Below are 22,430 nucleotides of genomic sequence, written 5' to 3' on the forward strand. Positions count from 1 at the left end.
GCCCGATGGACCACCCCCGGCGCCTCCCCCTGCTCCTCCCGCGACGTATCCACCACGACCTCGTAACTCTCCGCCCACGGCGCCCCGGGAAGGACGAAGCGAGTAGGCCGATCCCCGGCATGAAGGATCGCGAGAAAACTGTCGTCCGTGATCGGCGCCCCACGCGCGTCCCGGCCAGGGATGTCGCGGCCGGACAAGTACATGCCGAGCGTGGCAGCCGGCGCGTACCAGTCCCCCTCCGTCATCTCCGCCCCCTGCGCCGTGAACCACGCCAAGTCCCGCAAGCCGTCCGTGGACTGGGCCCGCCCGGAGAAGAACGCCCGCCGCCGCAGCACCGGATGCTCATGGCGGAGCGCGATCAGGCGGGACGTCAGGTCGAACAGGGCCCGCCAGCCGGGATCGTCCAGCAGCCCCCAGTCGACCCAGCCGATCTCGTTGTCCTGGCAGTACGCGTTGTTGTTGCCCCGCTGGGTCCGCCCCAGTTCGTCACCCGCGACCAGCATCGGTACGCCCGTGGACAGCAGCAGCGTCGTCAGCAGGTTCCGCAACTGGCGGCGCCGCAGGCCGCGTATGTGGGCGTCGTCCGTCTCCCCCTCCACTCCGCAGTTCCAGGACCGGTTGTCGTCGGTGCCGTCCCGGTTCCCCTCCCCATTGGCCTCGTTGTGCTTGCGCTCGTACGTCACGAGGTCCCGGAGGGTGAAGCCGTCGTGGGCGGTCACGAAGTTCACGGAGGCGTAGGGACGGCGGCCTCCCCAGGCGTACAGGTCGCTGGAGCCCGACAGGCGGTACCCCAGGTCCCGTACATCCGGCAGGGCGCCCCGCCAGAAGTCCCGCACCGCGTTCCGGTAGCGGTCGTTCCACTCCGTCCACAGGGGTGGGAACGCCCCCACCTGATAGCCGCCGGACCCCACGTCCCACGGTTCCGCGATCAGCTTCACGCGCCGCAGGACCGGGTCCTGCGCGATGACGGCGAGGAAGGGGGACAGCATGTCGACGTCGTGCATCGAGCGGGCCAGCGCCGCCGCCAGGTCGAAGCGGAAACCGTCCACCCCCATCTCCGTCACCCAGTAGCGCAGCGAGTCCGTGATCAGGCGCAGGACGTGCGGCTGGACGACGTGCAGGGTGTTGCCGCAGCCCGTGTAGTCCGCGTACCGGCGGGCGTCCTCCTGGAGTCGGTAGTAGCCGCGGTTGTCGATGCCGCGAAGCGACAGCGTCGGGCCCAACTCGCTTGCCTCGGCTGTGTGGTTGTACACCACGTCGAGGATGACCTCGATGCCGGCGGCGTGCAGTGCGCGCACCATGCGCTTGAACTCGCCGACCTGCTGGCCCCTCGTCCCAGAGGCCGCGTAGGCCGCGTGCGGGGCGAAGTAGCCGATGGAGTTGTAGCCCCAGTAGTTCTTCAGTCCCCGCCGCAGCAGATGGTCCTCGTGCGCGAACTGGTGCACGGGCAGGAGCTCGACGGCGGTCACTCCGAGGCGTACGAGATGGTCGATGGCCGCGGGATGCGCCAACCCGGCATACGTGCCCCGCAGTTGCTCGGGAATGTCCGGGTGCAGGCGCGTGAAGCCCCGCACATGCAGCTCGTAGATCACCGAGTCCGCCCACGGCGTCTTCGGGCGGCGGTCGTCCATCCACTCGTCGTCGGCTGCGTCATCGTGGACGACGACGCCCTTCGGGACGTACGGCGCCGAGTCCCGGTCGTCGCGCACGGTGTCGGCGACCTGCTGCTGCGGCCAGTCGCGGACGTGTCCGTACACCTCGGGGGGCAGGCTGAAGTCGCCGTCGACTGCGCGTGCGTACGGGTCGAGGAGGAGCTTGGCGGGGTTCCAGCGGGCGCCGGTCCACGGGTCCCAGCGGCCGTGCACCCGGAAGCCGTACCGCTGCCCGGGCCGCACGCCGGGTACGAAGCCGTGCCAGATCTCGTGGGTCAGTTCGGTGAGCGGCAGCCGCCTCTCGACGCCTTCGTCGCCCGCGTCGTCGAAGAGGCACACCTCGACCGACTCCGCGCCGCCCGCCCACAGCGCGAAGTTGGTGCCCGCGACACCGTCGGGGCCGACCCGGAAGCGCGCCCCCAGCGGGGTCGGGGCCCCGGGCCACACGGGCACGGCAGGCGTCGTACGCGCCGAGCCGTTCAGCACGGCGGACGGCGCCCGGCCTTCGACAGCGGACAGCCCGCTGCCCGAGACGTGCCCCTCCGGAGCGGACAGCCCGTTGCCAGGGACATGCCCCTCCGGAGCAGGCAGCCCGTTGCCAGGGGCCCGCTCCTGCTGACCGGGCAGCCCGGCGCCCGGGGCGCGCCCCTCCTGATCTGCCTCCTGCTCGGGTGCGCTCGACACCTGTTCAACCTCCAGCGGCTCGGTTGAACGGCGCCAAGAAGAGCGTGCAGCGTCCCGGCTGCCGCTCATCGTCGCGTCGTCCTCCCACTGTTCTGCCCAGAGCGGGGCTCGCACTCACGTTTCCCCAGGAAGGGGCACGTCGTTTCCGCAGGAGGGGCACGTCGTTGGGCCCGTCGTGATGGACGCACACAGGCGCGCACGGCGCGCGGGGGTCGCGCTGGCGGCCGTACTGACATGGGCGGGCCTCATGGCCGCGGCCTCGGGATGCACCTCGAACGGGCTCGACAGCATGCTCGGCAAGCCCCGCTCTCCCGAGGACGCGATCGGTGTCTGGCCGGACGACGGCAGCAAGGCCGTACGCCCGGACGAGGAGCTGAAGGTACGGGTGTCGGCCGGGCGCCTGGAGTCCGTGAAGGTCGTCAAGTCCCAGGACGCGCAGGAGTCCCCGGTACCCGGGCACATCGAAGAGGACGGCATGACCTGGCGGCCCGACGGCGACGGCAGGCTGACCCTGGCCGCCAAGTACACGGTGGACGCGGTCGCTCTCGACGGGCACGGGCGGCGGGTGGTGCGGCACGCGACGTTCACGACGTACGTCCCCGACGAGCGGTTCGTCGGATACGTCACCCCCGAGGACCGCTCCACCGTCGGCACGGGCATGATCGTCTCGCTGGATTTCAACCGCGAGATCGAGAACCGCGCGGCCGTCGAGCGCGCGATCGACGTGACGTCAAGACCGGCCGTCGAGATCCGCCCGCACTGGTTCGGCAAGGACCGCCTGGACTTCCGGCCCGAGAAGTACTGGAAGCCGGGCACGAAGGTCACGGTCGGCCTGCGGCTGCGGGACGTCGAGGCGGCGCCCGGCGTGTACGGGCTCCAGCACAGGACCTTCTCCTTCACCGTCGGACGCAGCCAGGTCAGCCTCGTCGACGCCGCCGACCACACCATGGAGGTACGCCGCGACGGCGAGCTCCTCGCCACCGTGCCGATCACCGCGGGCGCTCCCGAGACGACGACGTACAACGGGAAGATGGTGGTCACCGAGATGCACGAGGTGACCCGGATGAACGGCGCCACCGTCGGCTTCAAGGAAGCCGACGGCAAGGGCGAGTACGACATCCCGGACGTCCCGCACGCGATGCGGCTCACCACCTCCGGGACGTTCCTGCACGGCAACTACTGGGCGCGGGGCGTGTTCGGCAGCGCCAATGTCAGCCACGGTTGTGTGGGCCTGCGCGATGTGAAAGGCGGCAGCTCCGCGACCCCGGCGGGCTGGTTCTTCGACCGCAGCCTCGTCGGTGACGTCGTCGAGGTCGTCCACAGCGATGACAAAAAGGTCGCTCCTGACAATGGACTCGGCGGGTGGAACATGGCATGGAAGAAGTGGAAAGCCGGTTCTGCCGTGAGGTAGACGGACATCGGGGGGTATGCGCAGGACAGCCGTGGCGGCGCCCGGACCGAGGTGAACGCGAGATCGCTTTCAGTTGAACTTGGGACTGAACAGTGACAATTACGGGGAGCCACCAATGCTGGTCATATGGTTAATTGACGCGGTGCGCGCGTGGGACGCGCCGCAGTGCGGGCCCGGCTGACGGGCCGTGCGAGGGGAGAAACAACTTGAACGGGCGACCGATATCGGGGGCGTCGGTTGGCGCACGCACCGGGGAGCCGCGGGGGCGCGGCCGGGGCGGACGTACGGGGCTTCTGGCGCTGATACTCGGCGTGCTGCTGCTCGCCGTGACGGCGTGCGGCGGCGGAGGGGGCTCGGACTCCAACTCCGGCTCCGGCGACGGCAAGAAGGGCAAGGGCGGCTCCGACCAGGCCGACACCAAGACCTCACAGGCCGTCGTGACCATAGCGCCCAAGGACAGCGCCGACGACGTGGACACCAGCGGGGCCCTGAAGATATCCGCGGCCAAGGGCAAGCTGACCGAGGTCAAGGTCGAGGACACCAAGGGCAGGCCGGTCGAGGGCAAGATCGCTGACGGCGGGGCGAGTTGGACACCCGCCCACCACCTGGCGTCCGCCACGAAGTACAAGGTCAAGGCGACGGCCAAGGACTCCGAGGGCCGTCAGGCCACCGAGGAGTCCACTTTCACCACGCTGACCCCGAAGAACACCTTCGTCGGCATCTTCACGCCCGAGGACGGTTCCAAGGTCGGCGTCGGGATGCCCTTCTCGCTCAACTTCACCCGGGGCATCACCCACCCCGAGGACGTCGAGAAGGCCATCCGCATCAAGACGGAGCCCGCGGTGGACGTGAAGGGCCACTGGTTCGGCAACGACCGTCTGGACTTCCGTCCGGAGAAATACTGGAAGCCCGGTACGAAGGTGACGGTCGACCTCGACCTCGACGGCGTGAAGGGCCGGCCCGGCGTCTACGGCAAGCAGACCAAGACCGTGGAGTTCACCATCGGCCGCAGCCAGATCTCCACCGTCGACGTCAAGGCCAAGAAGATGACCGTCGAGCGCGACGGCAAGGTCATCAAGACCATCCCGGTCACCACGGGCAAGCCGGGTTACGAGACCTGGAACGGCCAGATGGTCATCAGCGAGCGCCTCGAGATGACCCGTATGAACGGCGACACGGTCGGCTACGGCGGCGAGTACGACATCGAGGACGTCTCGCACGCTCAGCGCCTGTCGACCTCGGGCACCTTCATCCACGGCAACTACTGGGGCGGCGACGCCTTCGGCAACTACAACGCCAGCCACGGCTGCATCGGCCTGCGCGACCTGAAGGGCGGCAGCTCCACGACTCCGGCGGGCTGGTTCTTCGACCGCTCGATGGTCGGCGACGTGGTGATCGTGAAGAACTCCAGGGACCGGATCATCGACCCGGACAACGGGCTCAACGGCTGGAACATGCCCTGGGACAAGTGGTGAGCGACTCCGGTCGTCAGGCGTAGACGACGGGCGGTCGTACGGTGTGGACGACTGCCGGTCGTACGGGCCCGGTGTGCTGTGACTGAGCACACCGGGCCCATTGCCGTTAGTGCCCGTTAACCTTCCCCCATGACTGTGCATCTCGAAGTTGCCGAAGGTGTCGGCACGATCCGTCTCGACCGTCCGCCCATGAACGCGCTGGACGTCGCCACGCAGGACCGGCTCAAGGAGCTCGCGGAGGAGGCCACGCGACGCGAGGACGTGCGCGCGGTGGTCCTCTATGGCGGTGAGAAGGTGTTCGCGGCGGGCGCGGACATCAAGGAGATGCAGGCCATGGACCATACGGCGATGGTCGTACGCTCCCGGGACCTGCAGGACTCCTTCACCGCCGTGGCCCGTATCCCCAAGCCGGTCGTGGCCGCCATCACCGGCTACGCGCTGGGCGGGGGCTGCGAGTTGACGCTGTGCGCCGACTACCGGATCGCGGCGGACAACGCGAAGCTGGGCCAGCCGGAGATCCTGCTCGGGCTGATCCCCGGCGCCGGCGGCACCCAGCGGCTGTCCCGCCTGATCGGGCCGTCGCGCGCCAAGGACCTCATCTTCACCGGCCGCATGGTGAAGGCCGACGAGGCCCTCGCGCTCGGCCTGGTGGACCGGGTCGTGCCCGCCGCCGAGGTGTACGAGCAGGCGCACGCGTGGGCCGCCAAGCTCGCGCAGGGTCCGGCGCTCGCGCTGCGGGCCGCGAAGGAGGCGGTGGACGTGGGTCTCGAGACGGACCTGGAGACCGGGCTCGCGGTGGAACGCAACTGGTTCGCGGGGCTGTTCGCGACGGAGGACCGGGAGCGGGGGATGCGGAGCTTCGTGGAGGAGGGGCCGGGGAAGGCGAAGTTCCTCTGAGTTCCTCTGACGGGACTTCGGATGAGTTCCTCTGACGGGACTTCGGATGAGTTCCTCTGACGGGACTTCGGACCTGGCTGCCGTCGCTTCAGGTGTCGCCGAAGTCACTCATCAAGTACCCCTGATCAACTTGCAGTTGACGCGATGTCTTACCCGGTGTCCCTCAAAGGGGCGGTTTATATGAGCCTTAAGGCAGCCTTAAGGCCGCCTTGTCGGGAGCGGTCGGCGATTGCCCGCAAGTAGGTCATACGTGCAGGTCATGCAGGTTGTCACGTGTCATGAAATGCCTGTGACATATGCCGGTCGGGTGGCTTGGAACGGGAGGTTCCCGGGGGCGTATTCCTCTGGAACCGCCCCGAAGGGGGTTCTGGGCGGCCATGATGGGGTCATGGCGGGGCTGGAGGGTACGGAACAGCCGCGGCGGCACGCGAGTGCGACCGCGGCGCGCTGGTCGCCCGGTGTCGAGGACGAACGCGCGCTGAAGGCGCTGGAGCTGTTCGGCAACCCGACGGAGGCCGAGGTTCCGTTGCCGTCCCGCCCCGAGTCGGCGGCCACCGCGCGTCGGCTGACCCAGGTCGTCGTCCTGCGTGAGTGGGGGCTCTCCCCGAAGATCACCGAGGATGCCGTGCTGCTGGTCTCCGAGTTGGTCGGCAACGCCGTACGGCACACCGGCGCCCGCGTCTTCGGCCTCCGTATGCGCAGCCGCCGGGGCTGGATCCGTATCGAGGTCCGCGATCCGTCCCGTGGGCTGCCCTGTCTCATGCCCGTCCAGGAGATGGACCTCAGCGGCCGCGGCCTGTTCCTAGTCGACAAGCTCTCCGACCGCTGGGGCGTCGACCTGCTGCCCCGCGGCAAGACGACCTGGTTCGAAATGCGCGTCAACGACCACTGACGACTCCGTGGTCGGCCCGGGTGGTCCGCCCGGCGCCCGCCCATCCCGCAAACGCCGGGTGGTCTTGGTCCTGGTGTTGTGCTGAACACTGGGTGGTCCTGGCCCTGGTCCTGCGCGTGTGTCGGTCCCTGTGCTGCGCGACCGCGCGATCCGTACCTTCTGTGTGCTGCGCGCCCGCGTGACCCGCATCTTCTGTGTGCTGCGCGGCCGTGTGACTTGCACTTTCTGTGTGTTGCGCGCCCGCGTGACCGGCACCTTCTGTTGCTGCGCGCCCGCGTGACCCGCATCTTCTGTGTGCTGCGCGGCCGTGTGACCTGCACTTTCTGTGTGTTGCGCGCCCGCGTGACCCGCATCTTCTGTGTGCCGCGCGGCCAGCGCAACCTGCACTTTCTGTGTACTGCGCGCCCGCGTGACCGGCACCTTCTGTTGCCGCGTGCCAGCGCAACCCGCACTTTCCGTGCGCCGCGCGGCCAGCGCAACCCGCACTTTCCGTGCGCCGCGCGGCCAGCGCAACCCGCACTTTCCGTGCGCCGCGCGGCCAGCGCAACCCGCACTTTCCGTGCGCCGCGCGGCCAGCGCAACCCGCACCCTCCGCGTGCCGCGCGGCCCGCGCGACCCGCACCCTCCGTCAAACAGCCCAATGGCCGTCATTCGGCACCAAACGCCTTTAAATGGCACGGGTGACCACGATCGACCGACGTTCGGCCCTCCGGGCGGGTGCGGGACTCGCCGCGGTGGGCGCGCTCGCCGGGTGTTCCGCGACCCGCACCGCCGTCGCGCGCCCCAGCGCCTCGCCGTCCAAGTCCCCGCAGGCGCCCGCACCCCGCGCCTTCCCCCGGTACCCCGTCCAGATCGGGCACGGCCCCCGCGGACAGCCCCGCGTCGCGCTCACCTTCCACGGGCAGGGAGACCCCGCCACCGCCCGCGCGCTGCTCGACGCGGCCGAGAAGGCCGGCGCCCGCGTCACCGTTCTCGCCGTCGGCAACTGGCTCGACGCGCATCCGGAGCTGGCCGGGCGGGTCCTCGACGGCGGACACGACCTCGGCAACCACACCCAGCGTCACCTCGACATCAACGCGCTGCCCGAGGCGGAGGCGTACGCCGAGATCAGCCGGTGCGCCGAGCGGCTGCGCCGGCTCACCGGATCGATCGGCACCTGGTTCCGGCCCTCGCGCGCCGCGCGGGCCTCCCCGCTCGTCGAACGTCTGGCCCGCCGCGTGGGCTACCCGCACGTCCTCGCCTACGACGTCGACTCGCTCGACTTCACCTCGCCGGGCGCCCCGGCCGTCACCCGCAAGATCACCTCCGAGATCCGCAACGGCTCGGTGGTGAGCCTGCACTTCGGGTACACGGACACGGTCGCGGCGCTCCCCGCCGTCCTGGAAGAACTCGACCACCGCGGCCTGCGCGCGGTGACCACCACGGAGTTGCTGAGCTGATGCCCCACACGACGCACCGAAACCTCACCCGGCGCGCCCTGATCGCCGGCGCCGTCCTCGTCGCGGCCCTCGTCGCCTGCGGAACCGAGTCCAAGGACCAGACGAAGGACCAGGCGACCGACCAGACGAAGGACCAGACGCAGAAGGCCCACGGCGCGGACAGGGCCACCAAGCCCGCCGCACCCGCCATGCCCGCGATCAAGGGCCTGCCCGGCATGCCCCCGGTCCTCGACCCCAAGGACGTCTACGCCGCCGACCGCCCCAACAAGCTCTCCCCGGTGGTCAGGAACTTCCCGTCCCGCGTCTACGTCCCCAACACCGAGTCCGACACCGTCTCCGTCATCGACCCCAAGACGTACAAGATCATCGAGACGATCCCCGTCGGCCGCCAGCCCCAACACGTCGTCCCCTCCTGGGACATGAAGACGCTCTGGGTCAACAACAACCGCGGCCACACACTCACCCCCATCGACCCGAAGACCGGCAAGGCGGGCAAGGAGGTCGAGGTGCACGACCCGTACAACCTCTACTTCACGCCGAACGGCAAGCACGCCGTCGTCATGGCCTCCCTCGACCGCGAGCTGGTCTTCCGCCACCCGCACACCATGAAGCGCGTCAAGACCGAACCGGTCAGCTGCTATGGCGTGAACCACGCCGACTTCTCCCTCGACGGCCGCTACTTCATCGTCTCCTGCGAGTTCAGCGGTGAACTCCTCAAGGTCGACACGGAGAAGATGAAGGTCGTCGGCCAGCAGAAGCTGCCCTTCGACGGGGCCATGCCGCAGGACGTGAAGATCTCGCCGGACGGCAAGAAGTTCTACATCGCCGACATGATGGCCGACGGCATGTGGGTGCTCGACGGCGAGAAGTTCGACACCCCGAAGCTCCTGCCCACCGGCAAGGGCACCCACGGCCTGTATGTCGGCCGCGACTCCCGCGAGATGTACGTCTCCAACCGAGGCGAGGGCACCGTCTCCGTCTTCGACTTCACCAAGAACAAACTCACCAAGAAGTGGCACCTGCCCGACGGCGGCAGCCCCGACATGGGCGGCGTCTCGGCCGACGGCAAGGTCCTCTGGCTCTCCGGGCGCTACGACTCCGAGGTGTACGCCATCGACACCCGCACCGGCACCCAGCTCGCCCGCATCCCGGTCGGCGCCGGCCCGCACGGCCTCGCGGTCTACCCGCAGCCGGGCCGCTACTCGCTCGGACACACGGGCATCTTCCGGTGAGGCAACGGCAGTTGACCTCTCGCACCTGACACGCCGCCGTACGAGTGACGGTCCACGGCCCGTCGCCGCAGAACCGAGATCGTGCTCCTCATGATCACAACTCGCCTGCGGCGGCGGGCCGCCGCCGTCCTCCTGTCCTTCTCGGCCGTCTTCGCCACCTCGGCCGCGACACTCCCGGCCACCGCGCCGGTCAAGACCGCCGCCGCCCCCGCCTGCACCCGGTTCGACAACCCGGTCCACGCGGCCGCCGACCCCCGCGTGGACGTCGACCGCATCACGCCCGAGCCCGTCTGGCGCAAGACCTGCGGGACGCTCTACCGCAGCGACAGCCGCGGCCCCTCCGTCGTCTTCGAGCAGGGCTTCCGGCCGAGGGACGTGGTGAACGGCCAGTACGACATCGAGAAGTACGTCCTCGTCAACCAGTCCTCGCCGTACGTCTCCACGTCCTACGACCACGACCTCTACAAAACGTGGTGGAAGAGCGGATACAACTACTACATCGACGCCCCCGGCGGCGTGGACGTCAACAAGACCATCGGCGACACCCACAAGTGGGCCGACCAGGTCGAGGTCGCCTTCCCCGGCGGTATCGCGCGGCAGTACATCATCGGCGTCTGCCCGGTCGACAAGAAGACCAAGACCGAGATCATGAGCGACTGCGAGAGCAACCCGCACTACAAGCCCTGGCACTGAGCGAACCTCCGCGCCTCAGGGCGCGATGAGCAGCGCCTCCGCCCCCACCGGGCGGTATCCGGCCGCCTGGAACGCCCGTACGCTGCGGGCGTTCCCGGCGGCCAGCTGGGCCCAGACCGGCTCGCCCGCGCTCAGCTGCCGCGCCGCCGAGGCGAGCGCCCGGCCCAGCCCCCGGTGCCGTACCCCCTCGTCCACCTCAATGGCCGCCTCCAGGCGCCCGGCGACCCCGCGGCCCAGGACGAGTACGCCACCGTCGGCGGCCCACACGCGCACGTCGTCGCGACGCTTGCGGGCGCGGGCGACCCGGGGGTGGTCGGGATCGTCGAGTTCGGACAGCGCGAGCGGCGGCGGACCCGGCAGGGGTGGCGCGACGGTCAGCAGATCGATGGTGTCCGTCGTACGACCCGTACGGTCCATGAAGGCGGCGAGGAACCGCGGGTTCATGGTCGCCGCGAGGGCATCGCAGTCCAGGGACCGCAGCAGCGTACGTACCCACTTGGGATCCTCGTCCGTGAAGACGACGGAGTGCGCGGTGAAGGCGATGACGCCCGCGTCCCGGTGACCGTGCTGCGGCACGATTGTGGTGCCGCCGTCCGCCGGCGGGAACTCACCACGGGCCGCCGCGTCGAGAATGCCCCGCAGAGTCCGCTCCGTGTGCTCCCTGTGCTCCGCGTGCTCCATGTGAATGCCCCTCCGCCTCTTGAGCCTCCACCCGCTGGAAGGCTCAGACTCGACGCATGCTGCGTTTTCAAGGGGGACATCCCCCAGGCCGCCCGTACGACGGCACCGGGCTGCTCACCATCGGGCAGCTCTCCCGGAACACCGGCCTGTCGGTGCGCACCATCCGTTACTGGTCCGATGCGGGTGTCCTGCCACCTGCGACCCGCTCGTCCGGCGGCTACCGACTGTACGACGCCGCCGCCGTGGCCCGACTCGAACTCGTCCGTACGCTACGGGAGTTGGGCCTCGGCCTGGACGACGTACGCCGGGTGATGGCGGGCGAGACGACGGTCGCGGAGGTGGCGGCCACGCATGTGGCGGCGCTGGACGCGCAGATCCGCGCCCTGAAGGTGACCCGGGCGGTGCTGTCCACCGTGGCGCGACGCGGCTCGACCGCGGAGGAGATGACACTCATGAACAAACTTGCTCGGCTGTCCGCCGCCGAGCGGAGGCGGATCATCGAGGAGTTCGTGGACGAGGTGTTCAGCGGCCTCGATGCCGCGGACCCCGCGATCCGCAAGCGGATGTGGCACACCTTCGTCGACCTGCCCGACGACCCGACCTCCGAGCAGGTCGACGCGTGGGTGGAGCTGGCCGAGCTGATGCAGGATCCGGAGTTCCGGGCGCGGATGCGGCAGGCGATCGAGTTCAACGCCCGCGGCCGGGGGCCGGACACCCCGGAAGGCGCCTCGCTCTGGTTCGCCAAGCGTCTGGTCGGGCTGGTGGGCCGGGCCCGCGAGCGGGGCATTGCCCCGGCCACCCCCGAGGCCACCGCCGTCCTGGACGAACTCCTCGGCGACCAGGACCGGGGCGCGGTCCTGGAGAGGCTGGAGGCGGGCTCCTGGACGGAGGCCGTCCGCTACCGCGAACTGGCCGCGATCATCAGAGGCCAGGAACCCAAGCCGGCGCACACCGAGGAGTTCGCCTGGGTGGTCGCCGCGCTCCGTGCTCAGCCAGCCGGTTAATCTGACCCGGACAGCAAGGCATGGTCGACAGCGACACAGCACGAAGGGGCACCCGGTGGCGGACATCGAGGAAGCACGTAAGCAGTTCCAGCGGATTGACACGGATGGCGACGGCTTCATCACCGCCGCCGAGTTCAAGACCGCCTTGGCCCAGGGCGGCGACTGGAACGTCACCGAGTCCGTGGCGGAGTCCGTGATCGCCGACCGTGACCTCAACGGCGACAAGCTTCTCTCGTTCGACGAGTTCTGGAACTACGTCAACAACCCGTCACGGAAGTGACGGGCTTGCACAACGGGCATCACTGGGTGTGATGCTGCGTTTGCGTCCAGCCCCACCCCGGCGGTGCTGCCGGGGTGGGGCAGGGGCCGTTGACTGGGCCCCGCGTCGCCACAACTCCCACGCGCGTGCGCGGATGTTGCGGGAGCCGTTCCGGTCTGCGTGATCAACGAATCCGCAGTTCCGGCATGCGAACCAGGCCTGGGAGACCCGGTTCGCCTTGTCGATGTGGCCGCATTCGGCGCAGGTGCGGGAGGTGTACGCCGGATCGACGTGCACCACCGGTACCCCGGCCTTGCGGGCCTTGTACGCGATGAACTGCCCCAGCTGGGCGAAGCCCCAGCTGTGCAGGGTGGCCCGTTGGGGCTTGCGAAGCCGTACCCGTTCGCGGATCCCTGTGAGGTCTTCCAGGGCGATCCCGCGACCGGTGCGTTCTGCCTCGGCCACCACATGTTTCGCGATCTTGTGGTTGATGTCCTTCGCCCGCCGCGCCTCCTTGCGCCGCCGCTTCTTCAGCCGGCGCTTGGCGGACGGGGTGTTCTTCTTCTGCAGCTTGGTCCGGAGTTTCCGTTCCCGGACCCGGACGCGGTAGAGCTCGCGCCCGGCCATGATCTCGCCATCACTCGTGGTGGCGATGTTCACGATGCCCAGGTCGATGCCGAGGAAGTCCACCGGATCCGAATTCAGGGCCTGCTCGGGGACCTCGCAGGTCGCGTTCAGGAACCACATGCCGTCCCGCTCCAGCAGGTCGGACTCGCCCTGGCGGTACAGCGCCAGGGTGGCCAGTTGCTCGGGCGAGGCGGTGAACGCCACATCCTTGACCCGCCCGGAGACCGTCCAGATCGATACCTGCCGCTCGGTGATCTGCCAGGACAGCATCCGGTCGTCGTAGGGCTGCGCGCCCTGAGGGCGGAAGACGATGGGCTTCTCGGTCGCCCGGCGGTAGCGCTTGGAGCCGGGCCGGCCCAGGTTTCCGGCCTTCAGGTTCGCTCTGAGCGTGGTGTACGCGTCGCACGTCTTCTTGATGACGTGCTGGGCCGCCTGCGCGCCCAGCTGCCACCGGGTCTTCACCTCGCTGTAGGCGAGCTTGCGCAGCGCGAAGTTGTTCTTCACATCTTTTTCGAAGGCGAGGCGGCTGGCCCAGGTGGCGGCCTCGTTGCAGGCGTGCAGGGTCGCCTCGAGTGCCGCCGCCTGTACGGGCGTCGGCAGCAGCTTCACTTGCACCACGAGCTTCACAACCGGGACGCTACCCGGCCGCCCGTGGGCCTCGCATTCGAACACGGGAAACTTCCGCCTGCCCGGCTCTCCGCGCTGGATGCCGCCGCGGTGCTCCGCACCGCTCGCGCGGGGATGTGATTCCTCCCGGCCTGAACGCCCGGGGGACTGCTGTCGGGCGGCCGACGCAATTCTCGGTGTTCGGGCAGGGCGGAGACCAGCGCGGTGGTCTGGTTCTCCAGAGGCAGCCCCTACGACACCACGAGTTCAACCTCAGTAACTCCGGCCATCCTCTGCGAGCAGCAGGGCCAATGGTCCGGTCGGGAGCAGGAATCGGCCGTGTACGGCCGCCTTGATGGCGTCGGCCATGGGCCACCAGGACAGCTTGAAGTCCGCCTCGGTTGGGGTGAGTTGCTGTGAGCCGCAGGTGAGTGAGGTGGCCTCGAAGAGGTGCACGCGTGCGGCCGAGTCGAGCGTGATGGCGTAGGAACCGAGGGGTCTCCAGGTCACAGCGGTGATGCCGGACTCCTCCAGAAGTTCCCGGCGGGCGCACTGCTCAGGGGTTTCCCCGTCTTCTCTGCGCCCGCCGGGAAGGAAGAGGAACTCACCGCCGTGCCGGGGAAAATGCGCGCTCAGGATGGCCACGAGGCCGACCGAGTCGCGGGCCACCACGACGGAGGCATCGCGGGTGGGCCCGCGGCTCTGGACGTCGTCACTCATGCCACGCGGGCGTAGCGAGGATCAGCTCACCCAGGCGGCGAACGGCACGTTCATGACCCTGCTGAAGGGCCGCGGCTTGCGGGCCCGTCGTACACCCACACGTCCACCACGCGGCCAGGGCGAGAGCCGGTGTCGATCCACCGCTGCTCGATGTGTTTGCCCGTCGCCATCAGTGCACTCCCGAGGCGTGGTCCCGGATCTCGGTGGCGTGCCTGGCCGCCTGCGTGATGTCGCCCTTGTTCCTCGCGGCGGTGAGCTGCCTCCAATTCGCCTGACACACATCGCAGTTGGGGTCCGGTGCACAGTCCAGCAGCCAGGCGTTGAACCCCACCGGGACGTCGATGGGCGGCTCTTGAGTGGTCTGCTGCTTTGACGACGCCATGTGGAAGCTCCCCGGCTCGGCTGTGGTCGATGAACTGGACGCTAGGGAGAGGGCGTTGGGAGCCGCTACGCAATGTTCTCCCTTTGCGACGACTTGTTCGCGTAAGTTCTCACGCAGCGCTCCGTGCGGTGTGGTGCGGGGCGCCCAGGCCCGGTGATGCTGGAGGCCATCGCGAACGAGAGGGGCGACCAGATGCCGCGTCGACTGCGCTTCAACGGGACGGACAGCAAGAATGGTGCATGTCCCGCCGTGCACGAGGACATCGACTCGGGCGAGATCATCGTTCAGGGGGCGCCGGTCACCGATCCCGAGGACATCGCCCAGTTGCAGCACTTCGGCCCGTCGGACGCTGCGGTGGCCGTACCGCGCGAACTCCTCGTGAACCACGGACCCAAGGAGGTCACCCGCGTGCCCAAGCTGATCGACCTGGAAGAGTTCGGCAAGCTCTTCGAGACGTTCGAGCACTCGGCGTGGCATCTGGAGACACGGCGCGGCTACGCGTCCGACCGTGACGACGACTACCGCGTCTTCACGGAGACCGGCTCGGCTCCCTGCGACCTCGACAGCGACTGGTGCAGGAACATCCTCCGTTAGACAGCGGCCGGGAAGACGGTCGGCAGGGTCCGCGTCGTCGACGACCCGCCCACCCAGGGGCAGTTGTTCCTCCTGGATTACGCGAAGTGCAACGCGGCCACCGGTGAGGACGTACGGAACCTGTGGCGTGCGGACTTCGACCGGCTGTGCCTCCCCGCCGAGGACTGGTGGATCTTTGACTCGCGCCTGGTCGCACTCCTGCACTTCGACGAGGCGGACGTTCTGCTCAACGTCGAGGTGATCACGGAGCCCGCCGAGGTGCTGCCAGGTGCGCGACGCCGCGATGCATCACGCCGTTCCCTACGACCAGTTCGCCGCCCAGGTGGCTTCGACCGACCAGTGAAATGTGACCGGTGAGCACGGACTTTCAACAGGCTCGGGAAGCCCTGGGAGCACGGCTGAGAGCCCTGCGGCTCGGGTGCCCTGAAGGACGGCTCACCGGCACACAGCTCGCTCAGCGTCTCGGCTGGGCGCACTCGAAGATCTACAAGCTGGAGAACGGGCAGCAGACCGCGACACCGGCAGACCTCCGGGCCTGGGCGGAAGGCGTCGGACAGCCGGAAGCGTACGTCGAGCTGGAAGGTCGGCTGAGAGGCTTCGAGTCCCACATCCGGTCATGGCGGCGGCAGTTGGCCGTGGGACACCGGCCTGTGCAGGAGACCTGGAACACGGAGGTCTCCAGGTCCGCCGTCATCCATGCCTGGGAAGAGGCCGTTGTCGCAGGCATGTTGCAGACCGCCGACTACGCACGGCACCTCTTCCTGCGGTACGCGGACATGCACGGCACGAAGCGCGACACCGAGGAGGCGGTCCGGGCCAGACTGAAGCGTCAGGAATGGCTCTACGAATCGGGCAAGAAGTTCCGCGTCCTCATGTGGGAGGCGGCACTTCACGCCCAGCTCTGCCCGCCCTCCGTTCTCGCCGCCCAGCTCGACCGGCTCATAGGTGTCGTCGGTCTTGACACCGTGGAAATCGGAATCATCCCCCTGGGCGCTCCGCTGAAGATCCCGGCCGCCAACGGGTTCTGGGTGCTGGATGACAGGCTCGTCATTGCCGAGGACTGGCACGCGGAACTCTGGCTGGACGACCAGGACAGCGTCACCACGTACATGCGGGTCTGGAAGACGCTCCGCAAGTCCGCAGTCTTCGGCGCCGACGCTCAGCGGGTGATCAGCCGGACGCGGCAGACGCTGTGATCACCAAGCACAGCTCACCGCTGGTTCGTACGCCGTGTTCAGAGACCACGGTTCGCCCGTGATGGCGGTACCGCGCCCGTAAGGGGCGCGACCCACCTTCACCGGCCCGCGCCCGCGGCGGAGCCGCATATCGACACAGCATCACCGTTCTTCCAGCGGAGCGTTCAGCGGACAAGCCCCGCCACGATCGTCGTGAGCGTGCGCTCGACGACCGCGTCGCGCTGGTCGGCGGGGAGGCGGGCCAGCGGGCCGTCGAGGATGAGCAGCGAGAGGCCATGGACGGCCGACCAGGCGGCGACCTCGGCCGCGGGCCGGTTCTCCGGCCGCATCCGGCCCGTGGCCACGAGCGCGTCGAGCGTGTCCGAGAGCTCCACGAACGCCGCGAGCGACGGCCTGTCGTCGGGGGCCTCGAGGCCGGTGAAGTCGTCGGCCTCCTCCGGGGTCGTGCGGCAGAAGGCGGTGCGGTAGAGCCCCGGGTGCTCGATCGCGAACCGTACATACCCGCGCCCGATCGCCTCGGTCCTGCGAACGGCCTCCTCCCCGGGGTCGTCGAGCTGGGGCAGCGCAGCCACGGCCTTGGCCATCGACGCGGCGATCGCCTGCTGGCCGCGGACCTTCACGGCATGGAGGAGATCTCCCTGGCCGCTGAAGTGGCGGTACGCGGCGGTGGGTGACACGCCGACGCTGCGGGCCGCCTCGCGCAGGACGACCCGCTCGGGGCCGCCCTCGGCCGCGAGTTCCACGGCGGCCCCGATCAGCGCGTTGCGGAGATCGCCGTGGTGGTAGCGGGTCTTGCCGCCAGTGATCGGTCCCATGACTCCATCCTGCCCGAAAACTCCATCCTTCTTCGAAAGCTGAAGTTGACGCCGTTAACATCCTGTGTCATCGTCAATGTTAACAGCATAAACATCTGGGGGCGATCACCATGTTCGATCGAATTGCCGAGCTGGCCCTCCACCGGGGCCGATTCGTACTGACACTGACCGTGCTGGCCGTGGTCGCCATGGGGGCCATCGGCTTCGGGGCGTTCGGCAAGCTCCTGGGCGGCGGCTTCGAGGATCCGAACGCGCCCTCGACCCACGCCCAGGAGCTCATCGACGAGAAGTTCGGCGGCGAGACCAATCTGGTCCTGCTGGTGCGGGCCGACGACGGCGACCTCGGCTCTCCCGCCGCCGAACGCGCGGGCCGCACGCTCACCTCGGAGCTCAAGGGCGAGCCCACCGTGGCGAACGTGATCTCGTACTGGGACACCGGCGCCGCCACGCTGACCTCCCGGGACGGCGACGCGGCGCTGGTGCTGGCCCACGTCAAGGGCGACGACACCGAGCAGGGGGACAACGCCTCGGCGCTCATCGACGCGTACACCGGCGACCGGAACGGGCTGACCGTGCAGGCCGGCGGAGAGGCCGCGGTCGGCGACGAAGTTCCCACCCAGGTCGCCAAGGACCTCGCGTTGGCCGAGACGATCGCCGTGCCTCTGATCCTCATCCTGCTCGTGATGGCCTTCGGCAGCATCGTCGCGGCGCTGCTGCCCCTGGTCATCGGGCTGATCGCGATCGTCGGCACCTTCGCCGAGCTCTATGTGCTCGGCAGCATCACCAACGTGTCGGTGTTCTCGATCAACCTCACCACCGCCCTCGGCCTCGGCCTCGGCATCGACTACGCCCTGCTCATGATCAGCCGGTTCCGCGAGCACCTCGCGGAGGGCGCCGACGTTCCCGAGGCACTCCGGCACACTGTACGGACGGCCGGGCGGACCATCGTCTTCTCGGCGGCGACCGTCGCCGCCGCGCTGGCCGCCCTGCTGGTCTTCCCGCAGTTCTTCCTGCGCTCCTTCGCCTACGCGGGCATCGGCGTGGTGGTCATCGCCGCCGTCAGTGCCCTGCTCGTCGTCCCGGCGCTGCTCGCCGTGCTCGGCCACCGGGTCAACAGCGGCCGCCTGCCCTGGGCGCAGACCGTACGCAGCGCCGAGGCGCCCTTCTGGGGCCGGCTGGCCCGCACGGTCATGCGCAGGCCCGCGCTGACCGCGCTGCCGGTCCTCGGGATCCTGCTGCTCGCCGCGAGTCCGCTGCTCGGTGTCACCTTCGGCACGCCGGACGAGCGGGTGCTGCCGGAGAGCGCCCAGAGCCGGCAGGTCGCCACCACGGTGCAGCGCGACTTCACGGGCAGCGACGAGTCGGCGGTGCAGATCGTCACGACCGGGCCCGTGGCCGCGGACGGGCTGCGCTCGTACGCGACCGAGCTGTCGCGGCTCGACGGCGCCGTGCGGGTCGAGACGTCCGCCGGCACGTTCAGTGAGGGCCGCGCCACCCCGCCAGGCCCCGCGAATGCCGCACTGGGCCGGCCCGACGCCCAGCGGATCACGGTCGTCACCGGCCTCACCCCCAAGTCCGACGAAGCCCAGGGCCTGGTCAAGGACGTACGGGCGGTGGATCCGCCGGCCGGGACGGAGACGCTGGTCGGCGGCACCGACGCGCGGCTCGTCGACTCCAAGGACTCGATCGCCGACCGGCTCCCGGCCGCCATCGCTCTCGTGGCGGGCACCACGTTTCTCATCCTCTTCCTGTTCACCGGCAGCGTGGTCCAGCCACTGCGGGCGCTGGTCCTCAACGCCGTCAGCCTCACCGCGGCCATCGGCGTGATGGTGTGGATCTTCCAGGACGGCCATCTGTCCTCCCTGCTCGGCTTCACTCCGCAGCCGATGGACACCTCCATGACGGTGCTCATGTTCTGCATCGCCTTCGGCCTGTCCATGGACTACGAGGTCTTCGTGACCAGCCGGATCAAGGAGCTGCACGACGCGGGCGCCGACACGGAGACCGCCGTCACCAGCGGGCTCTCGCACACCGGTCGAATCGTGACCATGGCCGCCGGGCTGCTCGCGGTGAGCTTCTTCGCCTTCGGCACGGCTCAGGTCAGCTTCATCCAGATGTTCGGGCTCGGCAGCGGCCTGGCGATCCTGATCGACGCGGTGGCCGTACGCGGGGTACTGGTACCGGCGGCCATGCGCCTCCTCGGCCGTACGGCCTGGTACGCGCCGAAGCCGCTGCGCGCGGTGCACGGCCGGCTGGGCCTCACGGAGGGCGCGCCCACCGAGGAGAAGCGGACGCCCGCCAAGGTCTGATCCCTCTGACGGCGCACAGTCGACGCAGGCGCTCGGCCGGGAATCCCGGTCGAGCGCCTCTACCGCGGAGCCCCTAGGACGCCCGTCTCCGGTACTGGCCCGGTGCCACCCCGTACTCCCGCTTGAAGGCCTTGGCGAAGGCGAACTCCGAGGTGTAGCCCGTGCGTTGGGCCACCGTGCGCAGCGGGGCGTCCTGTTCGCGCAACAGGAGGCCCGCCGTCGTCATGCGCCACCAGGTCAGATACGCGAGCGGGGAGCGGCCCACCAGCGTGGTGAACCGGCGGGCGAACGCCGCTCGGGACAGACCGCCGAGCGCGCCCAGCTCCTCCACCGTCCACGGATGCGCCGGATCGCCGTGGACCGCGCCCAGCGCCCACCCACCGACGGATCCGACAGAGCCGCCGACCAGCTCGTCGGCGGGGCGATCGGCGGCCCCGCCTTCCGCCCACTCGGCGACGTCCTCGCCGACGGAAGCGCGATCGTCGTCTACGGCTGGCTCGACCGACGCCTCGCCGAGATCCCCTGGACCTGGCCCTTCACCCTCCACACGTACGCGAACTTCCCCCGCACCACGACTCCGGGCGGACGCCGCCGCTCTACGGCCTTCCTGAACGCCGGCCTGCGCGACGGCGGTCTCCGGCCGGTGATCGCCGAGGTCTTCGACGGCCTCGACGACATCCAGGAGGCCCACCGCCTGATGGAGAGCAACCGGCACACGGGCAAGATCGTGGTGCGGGTCTAGCCGCCCTGGGCCCATTCCTTCAGCGCGGCCTTGCTCGCGAAATCCGCCACGTTCTTGTCCAGCGGATTGTCCGTGTACTGGTGGAAGCGCCACTTGGCCTGGATGCGGGGCTTGCCGGCGGTCACGTAGTCGGCGATCCAGAGGCCGTCGCCCGCGTATGAGGTCGTGTCGACGTTCAGCCAGTAATTTCTGTTCGCGTAGAGGATCACCCGGTGATTGGGCCGCAGTTCCTTCACCTTCCGGATGAAGCGGTCCTTTTCCGAGTTGCTGGCGTGGGTGCCCTCGCTCGTCGTCTCCCAGTCGACGGCGAGGATGTCGCCGGCCTTTTCCGGGGCCTTGCTGACGAAGTACTCGGCCTGGGCCGTGAGGTTGCCGGGCCAGAGGAAGTGGTAGAAGCCGACGACGCAGCCGGCATCGCGGGCGGTCCTCACCTGGGCGCCGAGCTTGGGGTTGACGTACGAACGACCCTCCGTCGCCTTGACGAAGACGAAGGACAGGCCGTCGGTGTCGAACGAGGACGACTGGTGGGAGCTGACATCGATGCCGCGCAGCATGGGGGGACCTCCGTGCGGTGGGGGAGAGGGAAGCGTGAGCCAGGGAACCAGCAACTACCTTGCTTTTTCCCTTACTTCACCGGTCCCCACCCTCGCACGAGTGATCGACGTCAATCTCGGCGGGTTGAGAAATCATCTCCGCAATCGTCTCCGCGGGCTCAGCACTCGATGATGTTCACCGCGAGCCCGCCCCGTGCCGTCTCCTTGTACTTGACGCTCATGTCCGCCCCCGTGTCCTTCATGGTCTTGATGACCTTGTCGAGGGACACCTTGTGGGAGCCGTCGCCGCGCATGGCCATCCTCGCCGCCGTCACGGCCTTGGCGGCGGCCATGCCGTTGCGTTCGATGCAGGGGATCTGGACGAGGCCGCCGACGGGGTCGCAGGTGAGGCCGAGGTTGTGTTCCATGCCGATCTCGGCGGCGTTCTCGACCTGTTCGGGAGAGCCGCCCAGGACCTCGGCGAGCGCGCCCGCCGCCATGGAGCAGGCCGAGCCGACCTCGCCCTGGCAGCCGACCTCGGCACCGGAGATGGAGGCGTTCTCCTTGAAGAGCATGCCGATGGCTCCGGCGGCCAGCAGGAAGCGGACCACGCCGTCCTCGTCCGCGCCGGGCACGAAGTTGATGTAGTAGTGCAGGACCGCCGGGATGATGCCCGCCGCGCCGTTGGTCGGGGCGGTGACGACCCGGCCGCCCGCCGCGTTCTCCTCGTTCACGGCCATCGCGTAGAGCGTGATCCACTCCATGGCGTGGGCCAACGGGTCGCCCTCGGCCCGGAGTTGGCGTGCCGACATGGCCGCCCTGCGGCGGACCTTCAGGCCGCCGGGCAGGATGCCCTCGCGGGACATGCCGCGTGAGACGCACGCCTGCATCACGCGCCAGATGGCCAGCAGGCCCTCGCGGACCTCGTCCTCGGTCCGCCAGGCCCGCTCGTTCTCCAGCATCAGGGAGGAGATCGACAGGCCCGTCTCCTTCGTCAGGCGCAGCAACTCGTCGCCCGTGCGGAACGGGTACTTCAGCGCTGTGTCGTCGAGCTTGATCCGGTCCGCGCCGACCGCTTCCTCGTCGACGACGAAGCCGCCGCCCACGGAGTAGTACGTCTTCGAGAGGAGTTCGGCGCCCGAAGCGTCGTACGCCCAGAGCGTCATGCCGTTCGCGTGGTACGGCAGAGTCCTGCGGCGGTGGAGGATCAGGTCGTCGTCGAAGGAGAAGGGGATCCGGTGCTCGCCGAGCAGTTTCAGGAGGCTCTGTGAGCGGATCGCGTCCACCCGCTCGTCCGCCGTCTCCACGTCGACCGTTCGCGGGGACTCGCCCTCCAGGCCGAGCAGCACCGCCTTCGGGGTTCCGTGGCCGTGCCCGGTCGCGCCGAGGGACCCGTACAGTTCGGCGCGTATCGAGGCGGTGGGGGCCAGCAGGCCCTCGTTCTTCAGGCGGCGGGCGAACATCCGTGCCGCGCGCATCGGGCCGACCGTGTGGGAGCTGGACGGACCGATGCCGATCGAGAAAAGGTCGAAGACCGAGATGGCCACGGTGACTCCTCACAACGGGGTGGAACCGGGGTGGAACATG

General features: G+C 69.2%; 20 protein-coding genes and 2 pseudogenes. 13 read left to right on the forward strand and 9 right to left on the reverse strand.

Translation table 11 applies throughout. The features are described from left to right. A partial coding sequence (gene glgX / locus G5C60_RS08245) for a glycogen debranching protein GlgX (protein WP_165256411.1) occupies window positions 1–2,171 on the reverse strand: 2,171 nt, incomplete at its 3' end. Between the two features lie 343 nt (window positions 2,172–2,514). Between glgX and G5C60_RS08250 the strand changes: the two genes are divergently transcribed. The 7 genes from G5C60_RS08250 (at window position 2,515) to G5C60_RS08280 (ending at window position 10,375) form a co-directional block, all read left to right on the forward strand. Further along, window positions 2,515–3,747, forward strand: a complete 1,233-nt coding sequence (locus G5C60_RS08250; protein WP_165256285.1) for a L,D-transpeptidase — start codon at window positions 2,515–2,517, stop codon at window positions 3,745–3,747. 206 nt (window positions 3,748–3,953) lie between these two features. Continuing rightward, on the forward strand, window positions 3,954–5,222 hold the full coding sequence (locus G5C60_RS08255; RefSeq protein WP_165256287.1) for a L,D-transpeptidase: 1,269 nt from the start codon (window positions 3,954–3,956) through the stop codon (window positions 5,220–5,222). 129 nt (window positions 5,223–5,351) lie between these two features. After that, a complete protein-coding gene (locus G5C60_RS08260; RefSeq protein WP_165256289.1) occupies window positions 5,352–6,119 on the forward strand; it encodes an enoyl-CoA hydratase/isomerase family protein in 768 nt (255 codons plus the stop codon). A gap of 388 nt (window positions 6,120–6,507) precedes the next feature. Continuing rightward, complete coding sequence (locus tag G5C60_RS08265; protein WP_165256291.1) at window positions 6,508–7,011, forward strand: ATP-binding protein; 504 nt, start codon at window positions 6,508–6,510, stop codon at window positions 7,009–7,011. 671 nt (window positions 7,012–7,682) lie between these two features. Further along, entirely contained in the window at window positions 7,683–8,450 is a 768-nt protein-coding gene (locus G5C60_RS08270; protein WP_165256293.1) for a polysaccharide deacetylase family protein, read from the forward strand. Then, window positions 8,450–9,682, forward strand: coding sequence for a YncE family protein (locus G5C60_RS08275; RefSeq protein WP_165256295.1), 1,233 nt, complete (start codon window positions 8,450–8,452; stop codon window positions 9,680–9,682). The genes G5C60_RS08270 and G5C60_RS08275 overlap by 1 nt, the downstream gene beginning before the upstream one ends. Before the next feature lie 90 nt (window positions 9,683–9,772). Next, window positions 9,773–10,375, forward strand: coding sequence for an ADP-ribosyltransferase (locus tag G5C60_RS08280; RefSeq protein ID WP_165256297.1), 603 nt, complete (start codon window positions 9,773–9,775; stop codon window positions 10,373–10,375). Window positions 10,376–10,390: 15 nt separating this feature from the next. Here G5C60_RS08280 and G5C60_RS08285 read toward each other — a convergent pair whose 3' ends face one another. Next, window positions 10,391–11,056 carry a GNAT family N-acetyltransferase gene (locus G5C60_RS08285; RefSeq protein ID WP_165256299.1) on the reverse strand — a complete coding sequence of 222 codons (666 nt, stop codon included), beginning with the start codon at window positions 11,054–11,056 and terminating at the stop codon, window positions 10,391–10,393. A 56-nt stretch (window positions 11,057–11,112) separates the two neighbouring features. Here G5C60_RS08285 and G5C60_RS08290 point away from each other — a divergent pair, with 56 nt between their 5' ends. Further along, window positions 11,113–12,060, forward strand: a complete 948-nt coding sequence (locus tag G5C60_RS08290) for a helix-turn-helix domain-containing protein (RefSeq protein WP_165256301.1) — start codon at window positions 11,113–11,115, stop codon at window positions 12,058–12,060. 55 nt (window positions 12,061–12,115) lie between these two features. Continuing rightward, complete coding sequence (locus tag G5C60_RS08295; protein ID WP_165256303.1) at window positions 12,116–12,340, forward strand: EF-hand domain-containing protein; 225 nt, start codon at window positions 12,116–12,118, stop codon at window positions 12,338–12,340. Here the strand turns inward: G5C60_RS08295 and G5C60_RS08300 are convergent. The 3 genes from G5C60_RS08300 to G5C60_RS08310 all read right to left on the reverse strand — a co-directional run bounded on the left by G5C60_RS08300 (window position 12,329) and on the right by G5C60_RS08310 (window position 14,654). Beyond that, window positions 12,329–13,573 carry an RNA-guided endonuclease TnpB family protein gene (locus G5C60_RS08300; RefSeq protein ID WP_165256305.1) on the reverse strand — a complete coding sequence of 415 codons (1,245 nt, stop codon included), beginning with the start codon at window positions 13,571–13,573 and terminating at the stop codon, window positions 12,329–12,331. The two genes, G5C60_RS08295 and G5C60_RS08300, sit on opposite strands and share 12 nt — an antisense overlap. Window positions 13,574–13,825: 252 nt before the next feature. Then, the gene (locus G5C60_RS08305; RefSeq protein WP_165256307.1) at window positions 13,826–14,272 is read right to left on the reverse strand and encodes an NUDIX hydrolase; all 447 of its coding nucleotides are present in this window, start codon (window positions 14,270–14,272) and stop codon (window positions 13,826–13,828) included. A gap of 169 nt (window positions 14,273–14,441) precedes the next feature. Further along, window positions 14,442–14,654: a hypothetical protein gene (locus tag G5C60_RS08310; RefSeq protein ID WP_165256309.1), complete on the reverse strand. Its 213-nt coding sequence runs from the start codon at window positions 14,652–14,654 to the stop codon at window positions 14,442–14,444. Between the two features lie 192 nt (window positions 14,655–14,846). Between G5C60_RS08310 and G5C60_RS08315 the strand changes: the two are divergent. Both G5C60_RS08315 and G5C60_RS08320 read left to right on the forward strand, forming a co-directional pair. Beyond that, window positions 14,847–15,591, forward strand: a pseudogene (locus G5C60_RS08315) (DUF6879 family protein). Between the two features lie 10 nt (window positions 15,592–15,601). Next, a complete protein-coding gene (locus G5C60_RS08320; protein ID WP_165256311.1) occupies window positions 15,602–16,444 on the forward strand; it encodes a Scr1 family TA system antitoxin-like transcriptional regulator in 843 nt (280 codons plus the stop codon). 164 nt (window positions 16,445–16,608) lie between these two features. On the opposite strand, the gene G5C60_RS08325 is transcribed toward G5C60_RS08320, so the two are convergent. Beyond that, window positions 16,609–17,259, reverse strand: a complete 651-nt coding sequence (locus tag G5C60_RS08325) for a TetR/AcrR family transcriptional regulator (RefSeq protein ID WP_165256313.1) — start codon at window positions 17,257–17,259, stop codon at window positions 16,609–16,611. A gap of 110 nt (window positions 17,260–17,369) precedes the next feature. Between G5C60_RS08325 and G5C60_RS08330 the strand changes: the two genes are divergently transcribed. Beyond that, the gene (locus G5C60_RS08330; RefSeq protein ID WP_165256315.1) at window positions 17,370–19,568 is read left to right on the forward strand and encodes an MMPL family transporter; all 2,199 of its coding nucleotides are present in this window, start codon (window positions 17,370–17,372) and stop codon (window positions 19,566–19,568) included. 73 nt (window positions 19,569–19,641) lie between these two features. Here the strand turns inward: G5C60_RS08330 and G5C60_RS51650 are convergent. Beyond that, window positions 19,642–19,982: pseudogene (locus tag G5C60_RS51650) on the reverse strand (helix-turn-helix transcriptional regulator); the annotation flags it as partial. Between the two features lie 64 nt (window positions 19,983–20,046). Between G5C60_RS51650 and G5C60_RS51655 the strand changes: the two are divergent. Beyond that, entirely contained in the window at window positions 20,047–20,310 is a 264-nt protein-coding gene (locus tag G5C60_RS51655; protein ID WP_338145743.1) for a zinc-binding dehydrogenase, read from the forward strand. Here G5C60_RS51655 and G5C60_RS08345 read toward each other — a convergent pair. Beyond that, a complete protein-coding gene (locus G5C60_RS08345) occupies window positions 20,307–20,864 on the reverse strand; it encodes a glycoside hydrolase family 25 protein (RefSeq protein WP_165256317.1) in 558 nt (185 codons plus the stop codon). The genes G5C60_RS51655 and G5C60_RS08345 overlap by 4 nt on opposite strands. A gap of 158 nt (window positions 20,865–21,022) precedes the next feature. Further along, window positions 21,023–22,390 (reverse strand): L-serine ammonia-lyase, encoded by a 1,368-nt coding sequence (locus G5C60_RS08350; protein WP_165256319.1) that lies wholly within the window; start codon window positions 22,388–22,390, stop codon window positions 21,023–21,025. Between the last annotated feature and the right edge of the window lie 40 nt (window positions 22,391–22,430).

This window comes from Streptomyces scabichelini (genome assembly GCF_011045015.1).
GTDB lineage: Bacteria > Actinomycetota > Actinomycetes > Streptomycetales > Streptomycetaceae > Streptomyces > Streptomyces scabichelini.

Excerpts from the sequence above, each read along its gene's own strand:
- G5C60_RS08250 (WP_165256285.1), top strand. The coding sequence starts at position 2,515 with ATGGACGCACACAGGCGCGCACGGCGCGCGGGGGTCGCGCTGGCGGCC.
- G5C60_RS08260 (WP_165256289.1), top strand. The coding sequence starts at position 5,352 with ATGACTGTGCATCTCGAAGTTGCCGAAGGTGTCGGCACGATCCGTCTC.
- G5C60_RS08265 (WP_165256291.1), top strand. The coding sequence starts at position 6,508 with ATGGCGGGGCTGGAGGGTACGGAACAGCCGCGGCGGCACGCGAGTGCG.
- G5C60_RS08270 (WP_165256293.1), top strand. The coding sequence starts at position 7,683 with ATGGCACGGGTGACCACGATCGACCGACGTTCGGCCCTCCGGGCGGGT.
- G5C60_RS08275 (WP_165256295.1), top strand. The coding sequence starts at position 8,450 with ATGCCCCACACGACGCACCGAAACCTCACCCGGCGCGCCCTGATCGCC.
- G5C60_RS08280 (WP_165256297.1), top strand. The coding sequence starts at position 9,773 with ATGATCACAACTCGCCTGCGGCGGCGGGCCGCCGCCGTCCTCCTGTCC.
- G5C60_RS08285 (WP_165256299.1), bottom strand. The coding sequence starts at position 11,056 with ATGGAGCACGCGGAGCACAGGGAGCACACGGAGCGGACTCTGCGGGGC.
- G5C60_RS08290 (WP_165256301.1), top strand. The coding sequence starts at position 11,113 with ATGCTGCGTTTTCAAGGGGGACATCCCCCAGGCCGCCCGTACGACGGC.
- G5C60_RS08305 (WP_165256307.1), bottom strand. The coding sequence starts at position 14,272 with ATGAGTGACGACGTCCAGAGCCGCGGGCCCACCCGCGATGCCTCCGTC.
- G5C60_RS08310 (WP_165256309.1), bottom strand. The coding sequence starts at position 14,654 with ATGGCGTCGTCAAAGCAGCAGACCACTCAAGAGCCGCCCATCGACGTC.
- G5C60_RS08325 (WP_165256313.1), bottom strand. The coding sequence starts at position 17,259 with ATGGGACCGATCACTGGCGGCAAGACCCGCTACCACCACGGCGATCTC.
- G5C60_RS08330 (WP_165256315.1), top strand. The coding sequence starts at position 17,370 with ATGTTCGATCGAATTGCCGAGCTGGCCCTCCACCGGGGCCGATTCGTA.
- G5C60_RS08345 (WP_165256317.1), bottom strand. The coding sequence starts at position 20,864 with ATGCTGCGCGGCATCGATGTCAGCTCCCACCAGTCGTCCTCGTTCGAC.